Origin of the sequence: uncultured Serinicoccus sp., from assembly GCF_947487915.1 — a bacterium.
Classification (GTDB): Bacteria; Actinomycetota; Actinomycetes; order Actinomycetales; family Dermatophilaceae; genus Ornithinicoccus.
Map to the genome: position 1 here is coordinate 180,347 of NZ_CANKYH010000009.1, position 20,838 is coordinate 201,184.

The window sequence follows — 20,838 nt, forward strand, 5'->3', positions numbered from 1 at the left end:
GTCGGACGGCGCCCCGCCGGTCGGCGCGATGTACGGGCCGGCGTCAGTAGCCCTGCCCGTCGGCCCCCTCGACGTCCGACCCGGGCTCGGGCACGACGAGGGTGCCGGCCTCCTCGCGCTCGCGGGCGCCGGCCAGCAGCGCCTGCGTCGAGGACGTGCCGATGCGGGTGACGCCCTCGGCCACCATCGCCAGGAGGGTGTCGATGTCGCGCACCCCGCCGGAGGCCTTGACCTGCATGCTGTCCGGCACGGTGGCCCGCATGAGCCGCACGTCCGGCAGGGTCGCCCCGCCGCCGGCGAAGCCGGTCGAGGTCTTGACGAAGTCGGCGCCCGCCTCGTGGCTCGCCCGGCAGGCGGCCTGCTTCTGCTCGTCGTCCAGCAGCGCGGTCTCCATGATCACCTTGACCAGGACGTCGGTGGCGTGGCCGACCTCGACGACCGCGGCGATGTCCTGCTTGACGGCGTCGAGGTCACCCCCGCGCAGCCGGCCGATGTTGAGGACCATGTCGAGCTCGGTCGCGCCGTCGGCCAGCGCCTGGCGCGCCTCGGCCACCTTGGCCGCGGTCGAGGTGGTGCCGTGCGGGAAGCCGATGACGGTGCAGACGCGGGTCCGGTGCCCGTCCACCGCGGCGAGCGCGAGGCGGACGTCGGAGGGACGCACGCACACCGACCAGATCTCGTCGGCCGCGAGCTCGCGACAGGCCTGCTCGACCTCGTCCGGGGTGAGCTCGGGCTTGAGCAGGGCGTGGTCGATGAGATCGGCGACGTCCTGCGTGGTCATCGTGGTGCCAGGGGTGATCGTGTGCGACATACCCACCAGAATAGGATCTTGGTCATGCCGACGATGTTGCGGCCGGTCCGGGTGCCCGGGACCGGGGAGAAGCTGATCCAGGAGCTGGCCGGTGCCGCGAGCACGGGGCAGGACACCGTGTCCGTGGCGCGGATGACCGCGCCGGCGGGGTGGGACGAGCCGGGGCAGCGGCCCGAGTTCGACGAGATCACCTACGTCCTGGCCGGCCACCTGCTGGTCGAGCACGAGCAGGGGCAGGTCGAGCTCGGCGCCGGGGAGTGCATCCTGACCCGTGCGGGGGAGTGGGTGCGCTACTCGGCCGGGCCGGGCGGCGCGGAGTACCTCGCCGTCTGCGCCCCCGCGTTCACCCTGGAGCGGGCGAACCGCGATGGGTGACGCGCTCGGCACCGAGCAGATCCGCCGACTGCCCAAGGTGCTCCTCCACGACCACCTGGACGGCGGCGTGCGCCCCGCGACCGTGCTCGAGCTGGCCCGCGAGCAGGGGTATGCCGCGCTGCCGGCCGACGACATCGAGTCGCTGTCGGGGTGGTTCGCGGCCTCGGCGGACAGCGGCTCGCTCGTGCGCTACCTCGAGACCTTCACCCACACCGTCGGGGTGATGCAGACGGCCGAGGCGCTGCGGCGGACCGCCCGCGAGTGCGTGCTGGACCTCGCCGCGGACGGCGTCGTCTACGCCGAGGTGAGGTATGCCCCGGAGCAGCACCTCGAGGGCGGCCTGGGGCTGGACGAGGTGGTCGAGGCGGTGAACGCCGGGTTCCGCGAGGGCGAGGAGGTGGTGGCGCGCGGGGACGCCGACGCCCCGGCCGGCCCGATCCGGGTCCGCGCGATGCTCACGGCGATGCGGCACGCGGCGCGGAGCCGGGAGATCGCCGAGCTCGCGGTGCGCCACCGGGCCGAGGAGGTCTGCGGTTTCGACATCGCCGGGGCCGAGGACGGCTTCCCGCCCACCCGGCACCTGGGTGCCTTCGAGTTCCTGCGCCAGGCCAACGCCCACTTCACCATCCACGCCGGTGAGGCCTTCGGTCTGCCCAGCATCTGGGAGGCGATCCAGTGGTGCGGGGCCGAGCGGCTCGGCCACGGCATCCGGATCGTGGACGACATCCGCCTGGACGGCTCGCCGGTCACCGACGACCTGGCCGGCGCCATCGGCCGGGCTCAGCAGGAGCCGGGTGCCTTCTCGCTGGGGGAGCTGGCCGCCTACGTGCGCGACCGCCGGATCCCGCTGGAGATGTGCCCCAGCAGCAACGTCCAGACCGGCGCGGCCCCCTCCATCGCGGAGCACGCGATCCGGCTGCTCGACGCCCTGCGCTTCCGGGTGACGCTCAACACCGACAACCGGCTCATGAGCGCGACCTCGATGACCCGGGAGGCCCAGCTGCTCGTGGACCAGGCCGGGTGGGGCGTGCCGGAGCTGCGGCGGGTGACGGTCAACGCGATGAAGTCGGCCTTCCTGCCCTTCGACGAGCGGCTCGCGCTCATCGAGGACGTGCTCAAGCCCGCCTACGACGGCTGACCACCTGTTCTGGACATAGCGTTCTGGGACCCGTCGCCCACGAGGCCATGTCCAGAACCACGGCTCAGCGGGCCTCGGGCAGGACCCGGGCGCGCAGCCGGTCGGCCCGCTCGAGACGCTCCTCGTCCCGCTGGCGGCGCCGCGCGAGCACCGTGGCCATGACCTGCTCCGGGGGCGCGCCGGGTGGCGGCGCCGGCGCCACATGACGCAGCAGCGCGGCATACAGCTCCCCACCGGTCTGCGCGCGTGCCGAGGACGTCAGGCTCGAGGACCGGGCCAGGAACTGGCGGGTGGCGACCACGAGGGCGTCTGGGATGACGCCGATGTCGGCACCCTGCACCCAGGCGGCCAGCGCCGGGTCCGGCTGGGGCGGCTCGGGCAGCCGCAGCCGCACCCGGTCGTGCACGACATACGTCCCGGCGAGGAAGTCCCCGAGCCGCTTGCCCTTCTCGTTGGTCATCGCGGTGATGAGCGCCACGCTCCCGAGCGTCATCCAGATCTCGAATGCGCCGACCAGGGCGCGGATGACCGCGTGCCGCAGGCCGATGGGGCCGGTGTCGTCGCGGACGGTGCGCAGACCCATGACCAGCTTGCCGAGGGTGCGGCCGTGGGTGAGGGTCTCCAGCGTGATGGGGATGCCGGCCATGGCCAGCACGGTCAGCACGATGACGAACACCTGACCGAGGGCGGCGTCCGCCTCGAAGAGGTCGCCCGGCACCAGCAGGACGAGCACGAGGACCCCGGCCGCGACGACGAGCAGGTCGATGAGACCGGAGACCATGCGCGTCGGCAGCGCGGCGGCGGGAAGCTCGACCTCGACCGCCTCGCTGGTGACGAAGCGTTGCGCCTCGAAGATGCCCCGGCTCGTCATACGCCGAACTCTAGTCCGCGCGCGTCGGCCGATGACCTACGGTGGGCGGGTGGATCTCGATGCCCTGGTGGGGCGCCGGCGCGCGGCGTGGGAGCGGTTGGACCACCTCGCGCGGCAGCGCCGGCTCGACGGTGAGCAGGCCGACGAGCTGCTCGACGGCTACCAGCGCGCTGCCACCGACCTGTCGCTGGTGCGCTCCAGCGCGCCCGATGCCGGCGTGGTGACCCACCTGTCGACGCTGGTGGCGCGGGCCCGGGCGCGCGCGGCCCGGGTGCGGACGGCGAGCTGGTCGGGGATCGGCCGGTTCTTCGCCGAGGACTTCCCGGCGGCGCTCTACCGGTTGCGCTGGTGGTGGGGCATCACCGCCCTCGCCAACGTCGTGGTGGGGCTCGTGCTCGGTTGGTGGCTGGTGCAGAACCCGGTGGTGGAGCAGTCCCTGCTCTCGCCGGAGGAGGTGACCGAGCTCGTCAACGTCAGCTTCGAGTCCTACTACTCCGAGAACGCCGCCAGCAGCTTCTCCACCCTCGTCTGGGTCAACAACGCCTGGGTCGCGGCCCGCTGCATCGGTATGGGCGTGCTCGGCCTGCCGGTCATCTGGCTGCTGTGGCAGAACATCGCCAACGTCGCGGTGATCGGCTCGCTCATGCACCGGCACGGCCGTGGTGACGTCTTCTGGGGGCTGATCGCCCCGCACGGGCTGCTCGAGCTCATGGCGATCTTCGTCGCGGCCGGGGTGGGGCTGCGGCTGTTCTGGGCCTGGGTGGCGCCCGGCCGGCGCACCCGGCTGGCCAACCTGGCCGCCGAGGGCAGGACGGCGGCGGGGGTCGCGATCGGTCTGGTCTTCGTGCTGCTGGTCTCCGGTCTCATCGAGGGCTTCGTCACGCCCTCGCCGCTGCCGACGTGGGCACGGGTGGGGATCGGGGCCCTGGCGCTCGCCCTCTTCTTCGCGTATGTCTTCACCCTGGGGCGGCGCGCGGTGCGCCGGGGCGTCAGCGGGGACGTCGGTGAGGAGTTGCAGGCGGCGACGGCGCCGACGGCCGGCTGACCCCATGACCCGTCGGCGACGCCGTCCCGCCGGGTGGGGCGTTCAGAGCAGGCCCTGGGCCTTGAGGGCGAGGTAGTGGTCCGCCAGGGCCACGGGCAGCTGCTCCGGCGGCTCGTCGAGGACGGTCACCCCCAGCTGGGCCAGGGCCGTGGCGGTGCGGTGCCGCAGGGCCTCGGTGCGCTCGGCCGCGGCGGACGCGTAGGCCCCGGCGACGTCGTCCGCGCGCCGCTGCAGGTCGCGCAGGGCCGGGTCCGCGACGGAGGCGACCACGACCCGGTGGTGCGCGGTGAGCGAGGGCAGGACGGGCAGCAGCCCTTCCTCGAGCGCCGCGGGCTCCAGCGGGGTGAGGAGCACCACGAGGGCCCGGCGGCGGGTCAGCGTCGTCACGGCCCCGGCCAGCATCGGCCAGTCCGCCTCCAGCAGGGCGGGCTCCAGCGGTGCCATGGCCGTCACGAGCTGGTGCAGGAGCCCGGACCGGCCGGCGGTGGTGCCCGACCCCACCCGCGCGCGGACGGCCCGGTCGCCGGCCACCAGGTCGACGCGGTCGCCGGCCCGGGAGGCGAGCGCGGCCAGCAGCAGGGCCGCGTCCATCGCGGCGTCCAGCCGCGGCTCGTCCCCGACCCGGGCGGCGCTGGTGCGCGCGGTGTCGAGCACGAGGATGACCCGGCGGTCGCGCTCCGGCTGCCAGGTGCGCACCACCACGTGCTGACGGCGCGCGGTGGCCCGCCAGTCGATGGACCGGACGTCGTCGCCCTCGACGTAGTCGCGCAGGGAGTCGAACTCGGTGCCCTGCCCGCGGGTCCGCACCGCGGACCGCCCGTCGAGCTGGCGCAGCTGGGCCAGCTTGGCCGGGAGGTGGCGCCGGGACCGGAACGGCGGCAGCGAACGCACGGCACCGGGCACGAGCACGGTGGACTGGCGCCCGGCGAGCCCCAGCGGGCCATGGGTGCGCACGGTGACCCCGGCGGCGGGCCGGTCCCCTCGTCGGGTCGGCCGGAGGGTCGTGACCACCCGGCGTCGCTCGCCGGGGGGAAGGTCCAGCGGGTGCCGCGTCGGCTCCTGCGCCCCCGCCGAGGGCACCCAGGCGTCCCGCAGCACACCGCGGACACGACGGCGTGCAGGGTTGGTGACCAGCAGCGTCGTGGTGGTCTCCTCCCGCAGCCGGACCTGCGCCACCGGGGAGCGGTGCAGCTCCAGCGAGGTCGGCCGGGGCGCCGCGACGGCGTCCGCGACGACGAGCGCGGCGACCCCCACGAGCCACCCGCCGGCGACCAGACCGGCGGCGGCGGGCCACAGGAGGACCGGGAGCAGCCCGAGCAGGGCCAGCGCCACGACGGGGCCACGGAGGATCATCGCGCGGGGCGGCTCAGCGGGGGACCGGGACGCTGGTCAGCACGGACTCCAGCACCGAGTCGGCGGTCACGCCCTCGAGCTCGGCCTCGGGGCGCAGGGCCACGCGGTGCCCGAGGGTCGCCCGGGCGAGCGCCTTCACGTCGTCCGGCGTGACGAAACCACGGCCGGACAGCCAGGCCCACGCTCGCGCCGTGCTCATGAGGGCCGTCGCGCCGCGGGGGCTGACGCCGAGCTGCAGGGACGGAGCCTCGCGGGTCGCGCGGGCGAGGTCGACGACATACCCCACGACCTCGGGGGAGACCTGCACGCCGCGGACCGCGGCGGAGGCGGCCTGCAGGTCCTGCGGGGAGGCGACGGCCTGCACCCCGGCGGCGGCGAGGTCGCGGGGGTCGAAGCCGGCGGCGTGCCGCTCGAGCACCTGCACCTCGTCCTCGCGCGGGGGCAGCGGGAGGGTGACCTTCATGAGGAACCGGTCGAGCTGGGCCTCGGGCAACGGGTAGGTCCCCTCGTACTCGACCGGGTTCTGGGTGGCGGCGACGAGGAACGGGGAGGGCAGCGGCCGGGAGGCGCCGTCCACGGTCACCTGCCGCTCCTCCATGGCCTCCAGCAGCGCGGACTGCGTCTTCGGCGGCGTGCGGTTGATCTCGTCGGCCAGCAGCAGGTTGGTGAAGACCGGACCGGGGCGGAAGGCGAACTCACCGCGGCCGCTGTCGTAGATCATCGAGCCGGTGACGTCACCGGGCATGAGGTCCGGGGTGAACTGCACGCGCTTGGTGTCGATCGACAGCGCGGTCGCGAGGGTGCGCACGAGCAGCGTCTTGGCGACGCCCGGGACCCCCTCCAGCAGGATGTGCCCCCGGGCCAGCAGCGCGACGATGAGCCCCGACACGGCCTGGTCCTGGCCCACGACGGCCTTGGCGACCTCGGTCCGCACGGCGTGCAGCGCCGCGCGCGCGGCGTCCGCGTCCGGCGGCGCCGCGGCTGGGTCGGGGCTCCCCTGGCTAGGGGGTGGCTGCTCGGTCATCGTGTCCTCTCGGCGGTGCTGTCGCTGGTGCCGGGGCGCTGCGCGGCGGGTGCGGAGCCCCCGTGGTCAGGGTAGTCGGTGGGGTCGGTGGCGACCGGTCGGTCCCGGCGGCGCAGCTCGTCCTCCAGCGCGTGGATCTCGCGCACCAGCACGAGCAGGCCTGCATCGTCACCCGCGGCGCCCGGTTCCAGGAGCAGGTGCCGGACCTGGTCGAGCGGGCGCCCGCTCACCCGGCTGACCACCTCGGCGAGGCGGTCGGCGCCGGTGGTGGTGGGCAGCCCCAGCAGCGGGGCGAGCCGCCGTCGGGCCCCGGACTGGACCGCGCGGGCGGCGTGCCGGCTGTCGTGAGCCTGGTGGTAAAGCCGGGCCCGGCTCACGGTGGTCTCGGTCGACCGGACGACGGCGGGAAGGGGCTCGGTCACCACGGCGCCCAGGCGGCGGCCCCGCCAGAGGGCGAGCGCCAGCACCCCACCCCCGACGACCCACAGCGCCGGGGTCAGGGTGCTGGGCAGCACGTCCCACAGCGAGCCGGCCGCCTCCAGCCCCAGGTCGGAGGGCTGCGGCTGCACCCAGACCAGGCGGTCGCTGCCGCCCAGCAGCCGCAGGGCCACCGCGGCGTTGGCGCCCTCGGTGATGCGGGCGTTGGTCCAGGTCGGGCCGATGCCGGCCACCACGGTGCGCGGGCGGGACCCGTCCTGCTCCAGCACGAGCACGGCCCCCTCGCGGGCCCCGCCGAGGTTGTGCCCCTCGCCCGGGGGGAAGCACGCCGTGGTCGCGGGCCGGTCCTGCGACCCGGCGGCCAGCAGGACGTCCCAGCCGACGAGCTGATCCCCCTCCCGCGCCCAGGGCACGGAGCAGTCGGCGGCCACCGGTATGCCGGCCCCCCACGACTCCTCGACGTCCAGCCCGAGGGAGGCGCCGACACCGCCGGTGCCGTCGGCCAGCACCACCAGCTGGTCGAGGTCCGCGAGTCCGGCCACGAGGTCCGGACCCGTCTCGGGGCCGAGGTAGCGGGTGTGCGGGAGCAGGACCGTGGTCCCCGGGCCGAGCGAGGGCGGGTCCAGCCCCGTGGTGCCCGCCACGATCTCGACGTCCACCCCCTCCTGGCGCAGCACCTCGGCCAGCGCCTGGGCGCCGTCGGGGCCGTTGTTGACCGGGCTGAGCGGCTCGCCGGAGCGAGGCGTGCTGAGGAGGGCGGCCAGCACGGCCGCGACCAGGACGAGCAGCACCCACGGTGCCCACCGGCGCACGGCCCTCACGACGGGACCACCAGCTCGGGGCGCCGCTCCCCAGGCAGCTCGGGGCGGGCCGCGGCGAGGGCGGCGTCGAGGTCGACGACCGTTCGGGCCTGGTCGGTGTCGACGCGGTGGCCCCCGTAGCGGACGGCGTCGAAGGTGTCGCCGGCACGCTGCAGCGAGGCCGCGTGGGTGGCGAAGACGTGTCCGAGCTCGACCGCCACCTCGTGGGCGGTGCGGCCGGGACGGTCCTCCAGCAGGGTGCGCTCGGTCGCTCCGGCCGCGATCGCCCGGTAGGCCTCCAGCACGGCCTCGTCGGCCCGCCCCGCCTGCAGGGCCGCGCGCGCGGCGTCGCGGTAGTCCGCCGCGGACCGGCGCCGACCGCCCAGGACGGCCCCCGCCCGCCCGGCGGGGGCCAGCCGCCCCGTCCGCCACCGGTCCCGCGTGACGAAGAGCGCGACGGCGAGCACGGCGACGACGACCGCGGCCAGGACGACCCAGGTCGTCCACGGGGGGAGGGGGCCCAGGGCCGCCGGGTCCGGCAGACGGTCGGTGACCCACCGCCAGAGGCGGAGCCACCAGGGCACCTCGAGCCGGTAGTCGCCGGCGTCCAGCTCCTCCTGGAGCCACCGTCGCGCCTCGTCGCGGTCCGGGTCCACCGCTCCCTGGGCGGGCAGCCCGAGGTGCGGGGTGTGCAGGGCGGACACGGGCATACGGGTGCCGGACTCAGCGGGACCGGGTCGCGGCGCGCTCCTGGGCGGCCGCGACGAGCGAGACGTCCAGACCCTCGCGCCGGATCCGCTGGTCGAGGTAGAGCAGGGCGGTCACGCCGGCGGTGAACGGGATGGTCAGCGCTCCGACCACGAGCTGCAGCGCGTGGTCGGTGAGCACGGTGACCGGGCTCAGGGGGGAGGTGACGACCTCCGGACCGACCAGCGCGGAGACCAAGGCCACGACGGGCAGCTGGACGATCGCGGCCAGGATGCCGGTGACGATCCCCGCCAGCAGCGTGATGCCGACGACGCGCCAGGCCTGGGCGCCCCGGGTGAGGGCCCAGGCGCGGGCGATCCCGCGCCACGGCCCCACCCGCTCGAGCACGACCGGGGCGGGGGCGAGGCTCAGCCGACAGCCCGCCCAGACCAGGCCCACCACGAACGCGACGGACACGAGCACGACCAGGAGGATCGCCAGGCCCGACTCGCCCAGGCCGACCACCAGACCCACGACGGCGGCGACCAGGGCGACCAGGGCGGCCGTGAAGAGCACGCCGAGGAGCAGCACGGTGCCCACGAGGGCGAGCAGACGCCCGCGCACCGTGGCCCAGGTCGAGGCGAGGCTGGCCCGGTCGCCCAGGACGGCCTCGCCGACGACGTGCACGATCATCCCGGTGAGGGCGATCGAGGCCAGCGAGCTGAGGAGACCTCCCACGAGGAGCAGGATGAGCTCGGCCCCCAGCTGGTCCACCGAGGAGACCGAGCGGGTGGCGAGCAGGGTCAGCAGGAGCGAGGGGACGAGCACGACGGAGAGCACGACGAGGCCCATCCCGATCGTCGCCTCGGGATTGCGCCGCATCGTCTGCAGCGAGCCGCCGAACATGTCGCCGAGGGTCAGGGGCCGCAGGGGCACGACGCCGGGCTGGTGCAGACGGGTCAGCTGCTCGGGCGGCAGCTGCTGCCACCGCGCCGGGCCGGCGGCGTCCTGCCGCGGCGGGTGCCCTCCGGGCGGCTGCTGCCACTGCGGCGCCCCTCCCACGGACTGCCCCGGGGGGGCCTGCGGGATGGGTGGGGGAGGCGACGACGGCTCGCCGCGCCCGGTGTCACCGGGCGGCGGCCCGAAGGGTGGCTGGGTCATCCCCCTGCTCCTCGATCGATCGACGACGTCCGCGGACCCGACGACGCGGTCAGCCCCCGGGCGAGGAGCTGTGCCTCGCGCGCGGTCATGGCGCGCGCGCCGAGCTCCTCCTGGGCGGCCACGATACCCGGCTCGGCACGCCGCAGGACGTGGCCGCGCCGCCACAGGGTCAGCGGCGGCTTGCGGCGTTCGGCCAGGTCACGGGCCAGGCGGCGGCTGAAGGTGAGCCAGGGCCGGTTGCGGATGCACCAGGCATCGGCCAGCAGCCCGCGCGAGCGCAGGCCCGGCGTCGTGTGGGCGGCGAAGATCCCCTCCGCCACGACCACGGTATGCCGCCCCCGGCTCACCTCGTGGGTCCCGCTCACGGCCGAGCGGCTGATGTCGTAGACCGGCATCTGGGCCGTGCCCGCCCGGCACAGCTGCTCCAAGCCTTCCAGCGCGGCGTCGAGGTCCCAGGAGTCGACGTGGTCCCAGTCGGGCAGCCCCAGGGGGCTCATCGGCAGGTCCGGGTCGGTGCCCTCTCGGTAGAAGTCGTCCAGCTGCACCACCGGCCACCCGTGGGCCGAGTGCAGGTGCGCGGCGAGCCTGGACTTGCCGGCGCCGCTGGGGCCGGCGAGCACGAGGACACGGGCGGGGGCGGGGGCCGGGTCCATGGGGGAACAGTCTAGGTCGCGGTCCAGGGCGCCGCCGCCGGGGACCTGCGCTCAGAGCAGCACGGCGAGCAACGCCAGGAGGACGGCGAGGGACAGCACCGCGATCGCGGGCCGGGCGGGCGTGCTCGTCACCCCGGTGGCCCCCTCCTCGAGCTGGCCGCCGTCGAGCCGCCAGCGCTGCAGCGCCCGCTGGACCTCGTCCGCGACGGTCTGGGCGCTGGTGCCCCCGTCGCCACGCCGCCGGGTGGTCTGGGCGAAGTCGTCCACGGGGGTCGGGCGGCTGCGCTCCCGCTTGGCCGGCACCGCCCAGGCGCTGTGCCGCCGGCCCTCGGTGTCGTGCAGCTCCAGCGCCCACTGGTGGGTGATCTCGTCGACCGCCGCGAACGGCACGGCGGTGTCCCGCACGACGTTGACCAGGAGCACGCCGTCCTCGTGCAGCACCGCCCGGGGGCGCAGGAAGAGCACCCACGCGGCCGCGGAGACACCCACCACGAGCGCCACCGCGCCCACCGCACCGTCCCGGTGGCCGGAGAGCAGGTCCCAGACGGTGAGGGCCGCGAGGATGCCCGCGCAGCCCACCATGACCCAGCCCAGCACCCGGGCGGGCAGGGCCCGGTAGGTGCCCACGACATCTCCCCGCAGGGTCGCGTCCGCCGCTGCCATGGGTGCTCCCTCCTCTCCCTCCGGGCCCCGGGAGGCCCGGGCCGGTCAGACCTCGGTCAGCTGCTGCATACTCTCGCGCACGCGCTGCAGCCGTCGACCGGCCTCCTCGCGGGCCTGGGCGAGGCCGGCCGGGTCCTCGACCCCGACGACCGCCTCGAGGTAGACCTTGAGCTTGGGCTCGGTGCCGCTGGGCCGCACGACGACCCGGGTGGCATCGGTCAGCAGGAAGCGCAGACCATCGGTCGGGGGCAGCCCGTCGACCCCGTCGGCGAGGTCGTCGAGGCGCTCGACGGGGACCCCGCCCAGCTCGGCCGGGGGCTCCTCGCGCAGCCGCGCCATCACCGGCGGAATCTGCGCGAGGTCGCTGACCCGCACGGAGAAGGCGTCGGTCTGGTGGACGCCGTGCCGCACGGCCAGCTCGTCCAGGAGGTCGGTGAGGGTCTGCCCCCGCGACTTCAGCGTCGCGGCCAGCTCGGCGGCCAGGAGAGCGGCCGTCACACCGTCCTTGTCCGGGACGCAGGCGGGGTCGACGCAGTACCCGAGGGCCTCCTCGTAGCCGTAGGCGAGCCCGGGCACGCGACCGATCCACTTGAAGCCGGTCAGCGTCTCGGCCGGCTCCAGCCCGGCCGCCTGCGCCATCGCGCCGAGCAGGCGCGAGGAGACGATGGAGCGGGCCAGCACGCGGCGCTCACCGCCGACCCGACCGCGGTCGATGACGTGCTGCCCGAGCAGGGCGCCCACCTCGTCGCCACGCAGCATCCGCCACCCGTGCGCGTCCTGGACGGCGAGGGCGCACCGGTCGGCGTCCGGGTCGTTGGCGATGACCAGGTCGGGGCGCACCTGGCCGGCCAGCTCGAGGGCGGCGTCGATGGCGCCGGGCTCCTCGGGATTGGGGAAGGGGACCGTGGGGAAGTCCGGGTCGGGGTCGGACTGGCTCGGGACCGGTGCCGGCGCGGCGAACCCGGCTCGCTCGAAGGCCCGACGGACGACCTCGGAACCCACGCCGTGCAGGGCGGTGTGGACGATCGTCAGGTCACGCGGGCTGTCCGGGTCGAGCACGGCCACGGCCCGGTCGAGGTAGGCCTCGAGCACCCCCTCGTCCAGCGTCTCCCAGCCGTCCCGTGCGAGCGGGACCCCGGCGACGCTCTCGACCGCGTCGATCTGCGCGGCGATCTCGGCGTCCGCCGGCGGGACGATCTGCGAGCCGTCACCGAGGTAGACCTTGTAGCCGTTGTCCTGCGGGGGGTTGTGGCTGGCGGTGACCATGACCCCGGCGTCGGCGCCCAGGTGCCGGATGGCGAAGGCCAGCACCGGCGTCGGCAGCGGGTGGGGCAGCACCATGGCCCGGCCCCCGGCGGCGGTGACGACGGCCGCGGTGTCGCGGGCGAAGACGTCGGAGTTGCGCCGGGCGTCGAAGCCGATGACGACCGCCGGGCCCGGGGTGGCGTCGCCGGCGGCCTCGAGCTGGGCCCGCAGGTATGCCGTCAGCCCGGCGGCCGTGCGGATGACCACGGCGCGGTTCATCCGGTTCGGGCCGGCGCCGAGCTCGCCGCGCAGCCCGGCGGTGCCGAACTCCAGGAAGGCGGAGAAGCGGTCGGCCAGGTCGGCGCGGGCCCCTTCGTCACCCTTCTCGACGGCCTCGAGGACGGCGTCGAGCTCGGCCCTGGTCGCCGGGTCCGGGTCGTCGTCCAGCCAGGATCTGGCGGTGGTCACCAGGTCGTCGGTCTCGCTCATGGTCACTCCTCGCGAAGCGGTGGATGGGTTCCTGCGGTGTCGGTCCTGCCTGGTGTGTGCCTGCCAGGCGTCCGGTGCGGGTGGTGCCTCAGATGCGCTCGACGATCCGGGCCAGCAGCTCGCCGCAACGCTGGGCCGCGGCGGTCCCGGCGTCGATGACCTCCTGGTGGTCCAGCGGTGCCTCGCTGATGCCGGCCGCCGCGTTGGTGACCAGGGAGACGCCGAGCACCTCGAGCCCCGCCTGGCGGGCGGCGATCGCCTCCAGGGCGGTCGACATACCGACGAGGTCGCCACCCAGCACCTTGGCCATCTGGACCTCGGCGGGCGTCTCGTAGTGCGGGCCGGGGAACTGCACGTAGACCCCCTCGTCCAGGTCCGGGTCGACCTCGCGGGCGAGGTCGCGCAGCCGGGTGGAGTAGAGGTCGGTGAGGTCCACGAAGTTCGCACCCTCGATGGGCGAGGTAGCCGTCAGGTTGAGGTGGTCCTTGATGAGCACCGGGGTGCCGGGCGCCCACTCGGGGCGCAGCCCGCCGCAGCCGTTGGTGAGCACGATGGTGGAGCACCCGGCGGCGGCGGCGGTGCGCACGGCGTGCACCACGGAGCGGACCCCCTTGCCCTCGTAGAAGTGGGTGCGCGTGCCGTAGACGAGGGCGCGGCGGCCGCTGCTCAGCGGGATGGACCGCATCGTGCCCGAGTGCCCGGCCACGGCGGCGGCGGCGAAACCGGGCACGTCGGCGTGGTCGACCTCGGCGTCGGCGCGGCCCAGCGCGTCCGCCGCCGGCTTCCACCCGCTGCCCAGCACCAGGGCGATGTCGTGCCGGTCGGCGCCGGTCCGGCGCGCGATGACGTCAGCCGCGGCCGCCGCAACCTCCAACGGGTCGGTGGCCGGGTCGTCGAGGTCGGGAGGAGCACCAGTAGTCATCGGGTCAGGGTAGCGATGGTTTGATGGGCACGTGAGTGCCGCCAACAAGTCCGTCGTCGTCATCGGGGGAGGTCCCGGTGGCTACGAGGCCGCCCTGGCCGCCGCTCAGCTCGGCTCGGAGGTCACGATCGTCGAGCGCTCCGGGCTGGGGGGTGCCGCGGTGCTCACCGACTGCGTGCCCAGCAAGGCCCTCATCGCCACCGCGGACTTCATGGACCGCTTCAGCGCGGCCAAGCGCATCGGCGTCCACTTCGACGGGGCGCAGGTGCCCGGCGACCAGGGCGTGACCGCCCACATCACCGACGTCAACAGCCGGATCATGGACCTCGCCCGGGCGCAGAGCAGGGACATCGGCGAGCGCCTGGAGTCCGCCGGCGTCGAGGTCATCCAGGGCGCCGGGAGCCTGCTGGGCTCGGGCCGGGTGCAGGTCCTCGAGGGCGTCGACGACGTGCTGTCGGGGGAGGAGCCGGCACCGCACGACGAGGACTGCGACCACGAGCACACCCGCCGGGAGCTGGAAGCCGACGTCATCCTCGTCTCGACGGGCGCGCGTCCGCGGGTGCTGGAGTCGGCGCAGCCGGACGGGGAGCGGATCCTCACCTGGCAGCAGATCTGGAACCTCGCCGAGCTGCCCGAGCACCTGGTCGTCATCGGCTCGGGCGTCACCGGCGCCGAGCTGGCCCACGCCTACCTCGGGCTGGGGTGCCGGGTGACCCTCATCTCCTCGCGGGACCGGGTGCTGCCGGGCGAGGACGCCGACGCCGCCAACGTCGTCGAGGAGGTCTTCCGCCGCCGCGGCATGACGGTGCTCAACCGCTCGCGCGCCGGGGCCGTGCGGCGCGACGGCGAGGGGGTCGTCGTCACCCTGGAGGACGGCCGCGAGGTGGAGGGCAGCCACGCCCTGCTGGCGGTCGGCTCGATCCCCAACACCACGGACATGGGGCTGGAGGAGGCCGGGGTGCGGCTGAGCCGCTCGGGGCACGTCGAGGTCGACCGAGTCTCCCGCACCAGCGCCGCGGGGGTGTATGCCGCGGGCGACTGCACCGGCGTCTTCCCGCTCGCCTCCATCGCGGCCATGCAGGGCCGGATCGCGGTCGCGCACTCGCTGGGCGACGCGGTGGCGCCGCTGTCCCTGGGCAAGGTCAGCTCCAACATCTTCACCGACCCCGAGATCGCCACGGTCGGCGTCAGCCAGGCCGACGTCGACGAGGGGCGGGTCGACGCCCGCGCGGTCATGCTGCCGCTGACCAAGAACCCGCGCGCCAAGATGCAGAACCTCCAGGACGGCTTCGTCAAGCTCTTCGCCCGCAGCGGCAGCGCCACCATCGTCGGGGGCGTCGTGGTGGCCCCCCGCGCCAGCGAGCTGATCTTCCCCATCGCGCTGGCCGTCGCGAACCGGCTCAACGTCGACCAGTTCTCGGCGACCTTCACGGTCTACCCCTCGATGAGCGGCTCGTTGTCCGAGGCCGCCCGCCAGCTGCACGAGATCGCCGACTGACCCCCCCTCATACCACCGGGCGCCGTGAATGGTTGCCCTGAGGGCGACCGGGCGCCGCGAATGGTTGGTCTCAGGCGGACCGGGCGCCGTGAATGGTTGGCGTGGGCCACCAGCGGCAACCATTCACGGCGCTCGGTGGGGTCACCAGCAACCATTCATGACGCTCGGTGGTATGAGGTTGCGCCGTCGGCGGTCGGCCGTCGGATCGGGCCCGGGAGGGCTCAGTCGGTGAGCTCGCAGATGACGGCGCCGGTGGTGACGGTGTCGCCCACGGAGGCCGACAGGCCGCTGACCGTGCCGGCCTTGTGCGCCTTGATCGGCTGCTCCATCTTCATCGCCTCGAGCACGACGACCACGTCCCCCTCGGCCAGGGACTGACCGTCCTCGACGGCGATCTTGACGATGGTCCCCTGCATGGGCGCGGTGACCGCGTCGCCGGACACGGCCGCGCCGCCACCTCCGCCGCGCGAGCGCTTGGGAGCCTTCTTGCGGCCGCCGGCCGCCGCGCCACCCCCGCCCCCGAGGGCGAGTCCGGCGGGGAGGGACACCTCGAGGCGCTGGCCGCCGACCTCGACCACCACGGTCTGCCGCTCGGTCTCCTCCGGGGCGTCCGCGGTCGGGCCGGAGTATGCCTCGATCTGGTTGTCGAAGTCGGTCTCGATCCAGCGCGTGTGCACGGTGAAGGGCGCCTCGGGGTCCTCCGGGGCGAAGGCGGGGTCGGAGACCACGGCGCGGTGGAAGGCGAGCACGGTCGGCATACCCTCCAGCTCGAACTCCGCGAGCGCCCGGCGCGAGCGCTCCAGGGCCTGCTGGCGGGTGCGCCCGGTGACGATGAGCTTGGCCAGCATCGAGTCGAACGCGCCCGCCACGGTGTCCCCCTCGACGACGCCGGAGTCGAGACGCACGCCCGGGCCCGACGGCGGACGGAAGACCGTGGCGGTGCCCGGCGCCGGGAGGAAGTCACGGCCGGCGTCCTCGGCGTTGAGCCGGAACTCGAAGGAGTGCGCGTGCGGGGCGGGGTCCTCGAAGCCCAGCTCCTCGCCGTCGGCGATCCGGAACTGCTCGCGCACGAGGTCGACCCCGGTGACCTCCTCGGTCACCGGGTGCTCGACCTGCAGCCGGGTGTTGACCTCGAGGAAGGAGATGTCGCCCTCGGGCCCGACGAGGAACTCGCAGGTGCCAGCGCCGACATAGCCCGCCTTCTGCAGGATGGCCTTGCTCGCCCGGACCAGCTCCGCGTGCTGCTCCCCGGTGAGGAACGGCGCCGGCGCCTCCTCGACGAGCTTCTGGTTGCGGCGCTGCAGCGAGCAGTCCCGCGTCGAGACGACCACGACGTTGCCGTGCTGGTCGGCGAGGCACTGGGTCTCGACGTGGCGGGGCCGGTCGAGGAAGCGCTCGACGAAGCACTCGCCGCGCCCGAAGGCGGTGACCGCCTCCCGGACCGCGGAGTCGAAGAGGTCGGGGATCTCCTCCATCGTGCGGGCGACCTTGAGCCCCCGGCCGCCGCCGCCGTAGGCCGCCTTGATGGCGACCGGCAGCCCGTGCTCCTCGGCGAAGGCCACGACCTCCTCGGGACCAGCCACGGGGTCGGTGGTGCCGGGGACCAGGGGCGCCTCCGCCTCCAGCGCGATGTGCCGGGCCTTGACCTTGTCGCCGAGCGCGTCGATCGCCTCGGGGGAGGGGCCGATCCAGGTGAGCCCGGCGTCCATGACGGCCTGGGCGAAGGAGGCGTTCTCGGCGAGGAAGCCGTAGCCCGGGTGCACCGCGTCCGCCCCGGCCTGGCGGGCGACGTCCAGCAGCTTGTCCTGCACCAGGTACGACTCGCCGGGGGTCGTCCCGCCCAGGGAGTACGCCTCGTCGGCGACCTTGACGTGCAGCGCGTCGCGGTCGGGGTCGGCGTAGACCGCGACGGAGCCCAGGCCTGCGTCGCTGCAGGCACGGGCGATGCGCACGGCGATCTCGCCCCGGTTGGCAATGAGGACCTTGCTGATCGGCATGGGGGTCACCCTAGCCGGAGAGGTATGCCGTTCGCGGCCAGGCGTCACGGCCTCGTCGCGGCACCCGCGAGCGGCCCGAGAGGGTCACGACAGGCGCGCGACGTCCTCCGCGCAGCGCTGCTCCAGCTCGTCGAGCTCGCGCAGGCTGTCCTCGATGTCGCGACGCCGGCGCTCGAGGTCCGCGCGACGGTCGCCGATCTGCGAGAGCAGGTAGCGCAGCTGGCCGACCTCGCCGGGCTGGTCGTCATACATGTCGAGGATCGTGGCGATCTCCTCGAGCGAGAAGCCGAGCCGGCGGCCCCGGAGGATGAGCGCGAGGCGGGTCCGCTCGCGGCGGTGGTAGATGCGTCGCTGCCCCTCGCGGTCCGGGGCGAGCAGCCCGAGGTGCTCGTAGTGCCGCAGGGCCCGGTGGGTGACGTCGTAGTCGTCAGCCATCTGGGCGATGGTCCACGTCGTCGTGGTGTCGATCACGGTGCTTGTCCTAACGTCAAGGTCGTTGCGCCCATCCTGCTTGACCTTGGCGTCAACGTCAAGCAGGATGGTGAGGACGTCGGCGGGAGTCCCCGTCGCCACCGTCGAGGCGAGCAAGGATGCGGACACCGATGTTCGAACTGACCGAGGACCACGAGGAGTTCCGCGGCCTGGTCCGCGAGTTCGCCGAGGGCGAGATCGCCCCCCACGTCGAGCAGTGGGACAAGGACTCCCACTTCCCGGAAGACCTCATCCCGCAGATGGGTGAGCTCGGGCTGTTCGGCCTCAACGCCCCGGAGGAGTTCGGCGGCGCGGGTACCGAGCACGGCGGCTTCACCTACACCTGCCTGGCGATCGAGGAGCTGGGTCGCATCGACCAGTCGATCGGCATCACCCTGTCGGCCGGCGTCGGCCTCGGCATCAACCCGATCCTGTCCTTCGGCACCCAGGAGCAGAAGGAGACCTACCTCCCGGACCTGCTGGCCGGTCGCGCGCTGGCCGGTTTCGGTCTCACCGAGCCGGACGCCGGCTCCGACGCGGGGGCCAGCCGCACCAGGGCCCGGCTCGAGGACGGTCACTGGGTCGTCGACGGGGCGAAGGCGTTCATCACCAACTCCGGGACCGACCTGACCTCGGTCGTCACGGTCACCGCCAAGACCGGCGAGACCGCGGACGGCCGACCCGAGATCAGCGCCATCATGATCCCGGCCGGCACCGACGGCTTCGTCGTCGAACCGGCCTACCGCAAGCTCGGCTGGCACATCTCGGACACGCACGGGCTCACCTTCGAGGGGTGCCGGGTGCCGGAGGACAACCTGCTCGGCGAGCGCGGTCAGGGCTTCCGGCAGTTCCTCAAGACGCTGGACGACGGCCGCGTCGCGATCTCGGCGCTTGCCGTCGGGTGCGCCCAGCGGATGCTCGAGGAGTGCACGGCCTACAGTCAGGAGCGGCAGGCCTTCGGGCGGCCGATCGCGGTCAACCAGGGCGTCTCCTTCCAGATCTCCGACCTGGCGGTCATGGTCGAGGCGGCCCGGCTGCTGACCTACAAGGCCGCCTGGCTCAAGGACGAGCAGGAGGCCGGGCGCCGCGGGGTGGCCGAGGTCAAGCAGGCCGCCGCCATCGCCAAGCTCTACTCCACCGAGGCCGCGGTCAGCGCCACGCGGATCGCTACCCAGGTCTTCGGCGGCAACGGCTTCATGGAGGAGTACCCCGTCGCCCGGTTCTACCGGGACGCCAAGATCCTGGAGATCGGCGAGGGGACCTCGGAGGTCCAGCGCATGGTCATCGCCCGCGGCCTGGGCCTGCCCGCCCGCTGAGCCAGGACGCCACCCGCCGGACGCCAGCACAGAAGAGGACGGACCTTGATGAGCAGCAGCGCGGCCGACACTCCCGGGGACCCACGGGTTGCCGACCTCCGCGACCGGCTGGGCACGGCATACCGTGCCTCGGCGGAGCCGAGCGACCGGGCCCGCGCCAAGCTGGACTCCCAGAGCAAGCTCTACGTCAGGGAGCGCATCGCGCTGCTCTTCGACGAGGGCACCTTCGTCGAGGACGGCCGGTATGCCCACGCGACCGCGGGCACGCTCCCGGCGGACGGTGTGGTCACCGGTCGGGGTGAGGTGGACGGGCGGGCGGCGATCGTCGTCGCGAACGACCCCACGGTCAAGGCCGGGTCGTGGGGCGCGCGCACCGTCGAGAAGATCATCCGGGCGACCGAGGCGGCGCTGCGCGAGGAGCTGCCGATCTTCTGGTTCGTCGACTCGGCCGGCGCGCGCATCACCGACCAGGTCGACCTGTTCCCCGGCCGCCGCGGCGCGGGCCGGATCTTCCACAACCAGGTCGCGCTGTCCGGCAAGGTGCCGCAGATCTGCTGCCTCTTCGGGCCGAGCGCGGCCGGCGGCGCCTACATCCCGAGCTTCACCGACCTCATCATCATGGTCGAGGGCAACGCCTCGATGTACCTCGGCAGCCCCCGGATGGCCGAGATGGTCGTGGGGGAGAAGGTCTCGCTGGAGGAGATGGGCGGCGCGCGCATGCACTGCACCGTCTCCGGGGTCGGGGACCTGCTGGCCGCCGACGACACCGAGGCGATCGAGCTCGCCCGGCACTTCTTCTCCTACCTGCCCGAGTCGTGGCGCGCCCCGGTCCCCGCCTACGAGGGTGAGGAGCCCGCGCGGCCGCTGGAGCGGCACACCGTGCCGGAGGCCGAGTCGGTGCCCTTCGACGTGCACGACGTCATCGACGGGTTGGTCGACGACGACAGCTTCTTCGAGATCAAGCCGCTGTTCGCCGCCGAGCTCGTGGTCGGCCTCGGGCGGGTCGACGGGCAGAGCGTGGGCATCGTGGCCAACAACTCGGCGGTCAAGGGCGGCGTCCTCTTCACCGACTCGGCCGACAAGGCCGCCCGCTTCATCTGGCTGTGCGACGCCTACGGCATCCCGCTGCTCTACCTCGCCGACGTGCCGGGGTTCATGATCGGCTCGGAGGTCGAGCGCGGCGGGATCATCCGGCACGGCGCCAAGATGGTCTCGGCGGTGTCCGAGGCGACGGTGCCGCAGCTGTGCATCGTGCTGCGCAAGGCCTACGGCGCCGGGCTCTACGCCATGGGCGGGCCCGGGTTCGGTCCCGAGGCGACCATCGCGCTCCCCACCGCCCGGATCGCGGTCATGGGGCCGGAGGCCGCCGTCAACGCGGTCTACGCCAACAAGATCGCCGAGATCGCGGACCCGCAGGAGCGGCAGGACTTCATCGCCGCCCGCCGCGCCGAGTACCTCGAGGACGTCGACCTGGAGCGGCTCGCCTCCGACCTCGTCATCGACGCCATCACCGAGCCGGAGGACCTGCGCGCCGAGGTCGTGCACCGGCTCCGGTATGCCGCGCGCCGGGACCGGCACTTCTCCACCCGGCACCGCTCCATCCCCCCGGTCTGATGGACCGTCGACGGGGTGCGCTCCCCCTCCTGCTCGCGGGGGCGGGGGCGGTCGGCGTCGTCGCCGGCCTGGTCACGCTGCTCAACCGCCCGGTGACCTTCGGGTGGTTCGGCGACGTCGAGATCGAGCCTTACCGGGTCTTCTCCTGGGCCGACGTCGTCGGGCCGATCGCGGTCTGCCTGGGCGCGGCGCTGCTCACCGTCGGCAGCTACCTCCTGGGCAGGCGCTCTCGGGACAGGTGAGCGCTGACTGTTCACCGACGGCGAC

Annotated in this window: 20 protein-coding genes; 7 read left to right on the forward strand and 13 right to left on the reverse strand. The window is 74.2% G+C overall.

Features of this window, described 5'->3' with window-relative positions:
- Nucleotides 1–43: 43 nt before the first annotated feature.
- On the reverse strand, nt 44–811 hold the full coding sequence (gene deoC, locus Q0795_RS13590) for a deoxyribose-phosphate aldolase (protein WP_298890470.1): 768 nt from the start codon (nt 809–811) through the stop codon (nt 44–46).
- A gap of 24 nt (nt 812–835) precedes the next feature.
- Between deoC and Q0795_RS13595 the strand changes: the two genes are divergently transcribed.
- The gene (locus Q0795_RS13595) at nt 836–1,186 is read left to right on the forward strand and encodes a cupin domain-containing protein (RefSeq protein ID WP_298890472.1); all 351 of its coding nucleotides are present in this window, start codon (nt 836–838) and stop codon (nt 1,184–1,186) included.
- Complete coding sequence (locus Q0795_RS13600; protein ID WP_298890474.1) at nt 1,179–2,324, forward strand: adenosine deaminase; 1,146 nt, start codon at nt 1,179–1,181, stop codon at nt 2,322–2,324. Before Q0795_RS13595 ends, Q0795_RS13600 begins: the two co-directional genes overlap by 8 nt.
- A 64-nt stretch (nt 2,325–2,388) precedes the next feature.
- Here Q0795_RS13600 and Q0795_RS13605 read toward each other — a convergent pair whose 3' ends face one another.
- Complete coding sequence (locus tag Q0795_RS13605) at nt 2,389–3,195, reverse strand: RDD family protein (RefSeq protein WP_298890476.1); 807 nt, start codon at nt 3,193–3,195, stop codon at nt 2,389–2,391.
- A gap of 49 nt (nt 3,196–3,244) precedes the next feature.
- Here Q0795_RS13605 and Q0795_RS13610 point away from each other — a divergent pair, with 49 nt between their 5' ends.
- Complete coding sequence (locus Q0795_RS13610; protein ID WP_298890478.1) at nt 3,245–4,240, forward strand: stage II sporulation protein M; 996 nt, start codon at nt 3,245–3,247, stop codon at nt 4,238–4,240.
- Nucleotides 4,241–4,282: 42 nt separating this feature from the next.
- Here the strand turns inward: Q0795_RS13610 and Q0795_RS13615 are convergent, their stop codons facing one another.
- The 9 genes from Q0795_RS13615 to Q0795_RS13655 all read right to left on the reverse strand — a co-directional run bounded on the left by Q0795_RS13615 (nt 4,283) and on the right by Q0795_RS13655 (nt 13,675).
- Complete coding sequence (locus tag Q0795_RS13615) at nt 4,283–5,593, reverse strand: DUF58 domain-containing protein (protein WP_298890480.1); 1,311 nt, start codon at nt 5,591–5,593, stop codon at nt 4,283–4,285.
- Between the two features lie 13 nt (nt 5,594–5,606).
- Nucleotides 5,607–6,617: a MoxR family ATPase gene (locus tag Q0795_RS13620; RefSeq protein WP_298890482.1), complete on the reverse strand. Its 1,011-nt coding sequence runs from the start codon at nt 6,615–6,617 to the stop codon at nt 5,607–5,609.
- Nucleotides 6,614–7,876: a DUF4350 domain-containing protein gene (locus tag Q0795_RS13625; RefSeq protein ID WP_298890483.1), complete on the reverse strand. Its 1,263-nt coding sequence runs from the start codon at nt 7,874–7,876 to the stop codon at nt 6,614–6,616. Before Q0795_RS13625 ends, Q0795_RS13620 begins: the two co-directional genes overlap by 4 nt.
- The gene (locus tag Q0795_RS13630) at nt 7,873–8,559 is read right to left on the reverse strand and encodes a DUF4129 domain-containing protein (RefSeq protein ID WP_298890485.1); all 687 of its coding nucleotides are present in this window, start codon (nt 8,557–8,559) and stop codon (nt 7,873–7,875) included. Before Q0795_RS13630 ends, Q0795_RS13625 begins: the two co-directional genes overlap by 4 nt.
- A 19-nt stretch (nt 8,560–8,578) precedes the next feature.
- Nucleotides 8,579–9,703, reverse strand: coding sequence for a hypothetical protein (locus Q0795_RS13635; RefSeq protein ID WP_298890487.1), 1,125 nt, complete (start codon nt 9,701–9,703; stop codon nt 8,579–8,581).
- A complete protein-coding gene (locus tag Q0795_RS13640) occupies nt 9,700–10,356 on the reverse strand; it encodes an ATP-binding protein (protein ID WP_298890489.1) in 657 nt (218 codons plus the stop codon). The genes Q0795_RS13635 and Q0795_RS13640 overlap by 4 nt, the downstream gene beginning before the upstream one ends.
- Before the next feature lie 51 nt (nt 10,357–10,407).
- Nucleotides 10,408–11,019: a hypothetical protein gene (locus Q0795_RS13645; protein WP_298890491.1), complete on the reverse strand. Its 612-nt coding sequence runs from the start codon at nt 11,017–11,019 to the stop codon at nt 10,408–10,410.
- Between the two features lie 45 nt (nt 11,020–11,064).
- Nucleotides 11,065–12,753 carry a phospho-sugar mutase gene (locus tag Q0795_RS13650; protein WP_298890493.1) on the reverse strand — a complete coding sequence of 563 codons (1,689 nt, stop codon included), beginning with the start codon at nt 12,751–12,753 and terminating at the stop codon, nt 11,065–11,067.
- Between the two features lie 88 nt (nt 12,754–12,841).
- Nucleotides 12,842–13,675 carry a purine-nucleoside phosphorylase gene (locus Q0795_RS13655; RefSeq protein ID WP_298750482.1) on the reverse strand — a complete coding sequence of 278 codons (834 nt, stop codon included), beginning with the start codon at nt 13,673–13,675 and terminating at the stop codon, nt 12,842–12,844.
- Between the two features lie 31 nt (nt 13,676–13,706).
- Between Q0795_RS13655 and Q0795_RS13660 the strand changes: the two genes are divergently transcribed.
- Nucleotides 13,707–15,173, forward strand: coding sequence for an NAD(P)H-quinone dehydrogenase (locus Q0795_RS13660; protein ID WP_298890495.1), 1,467 nt, complete (start codon nt 13,707–13,709; stop codon nt 15,171–15,173).
- Nucleotides 15,174–15,394: 221 nt separating this feature from the next.
- Here Q0795_RS13660 and Q0795_RS13665 read toward each other — a convergent pair whose 3' ends face one another.
- Both Q0795_RS13665 and Q0795_RS13670 read right to left on the reverse strand, forming a co-directional pair.
- Nucleotides 15,395–17,170, reverse strand: coding sequence for a biotin carboxylase N-terminal domain-containing protein (locus tag Q0795_RS13665; RefSeq protein ID WP_298890496.1), 1,776 nt, complete (start codon nt 17,168–17,170; stop codon nt 15,395–15,397).
- Nucleotides 17,171–17,254: 84 nt separating this feature from the next.
- Nucleotides 17,255–17,641 carry a MerR family DNA-binding transcriptional regulator gene (locus tag Q0795_RS13670; RefSeq protein ID WP_298890498.1) on the reverse strand — a complete coding sequence of 129 codons (387 nt, stop codon included), beginning with the start codon at nt 17,639–17,641 and terminating at the stop codon, nt 17,255–17,257.
- A 131-nt stretch (nt 17,642–17,772) separates the two neighbouring features.
- Here Q0795_RS13670 and Q0795_RS13675 point away from each other — a divergent pair, with 131 nt between their 5' ends.
- The 3 genes from Q0795_RS13675 to Q0795_RS13685 are packed head-to-tail and all read left to right on the forward strand — an operon-like array spanning nt 17,773 to nt 20,813.
- The gene (locus Q0795_RS13675) at nt 17,773–18,957 is read left to right on the forward strand and encodes an acyl-CoA dehydrogenase family protein (RefSeq protein WP_298890500.1); all 1,185 of its coding nucleotides are present in this window, start codon (nt 17,773–17,775) and stop codon (nt 18,955–18,957) included.
- A gap of 48 nt (nt 18,958–19,005) precedes the next feature.
- Entirely contained in the window at nt 19,006–20,571 is a 1,566-nt protein-coding gene (locus tag Q0795_RS13680) for an acyl-CoA carboxylase subunit beta (protein WP_298890502.1), read from the forward strand.
- Entirely contained in the window at nt 20,571–20,813 is a 243-nt protein-coding gene (locus tag Q0795_RS13685; RefSeq protein WP_298890504.1) for a hypothetical protein, read from the forward strand. The genes Q0795_RS13680 and Q0795_RS13685 overlap by 1 nt, the downstream gene beginning before the upstream one ends.
- The last annotated feature ends 25 nt before the right edge of the window (nt 20,814–20,838 follow it).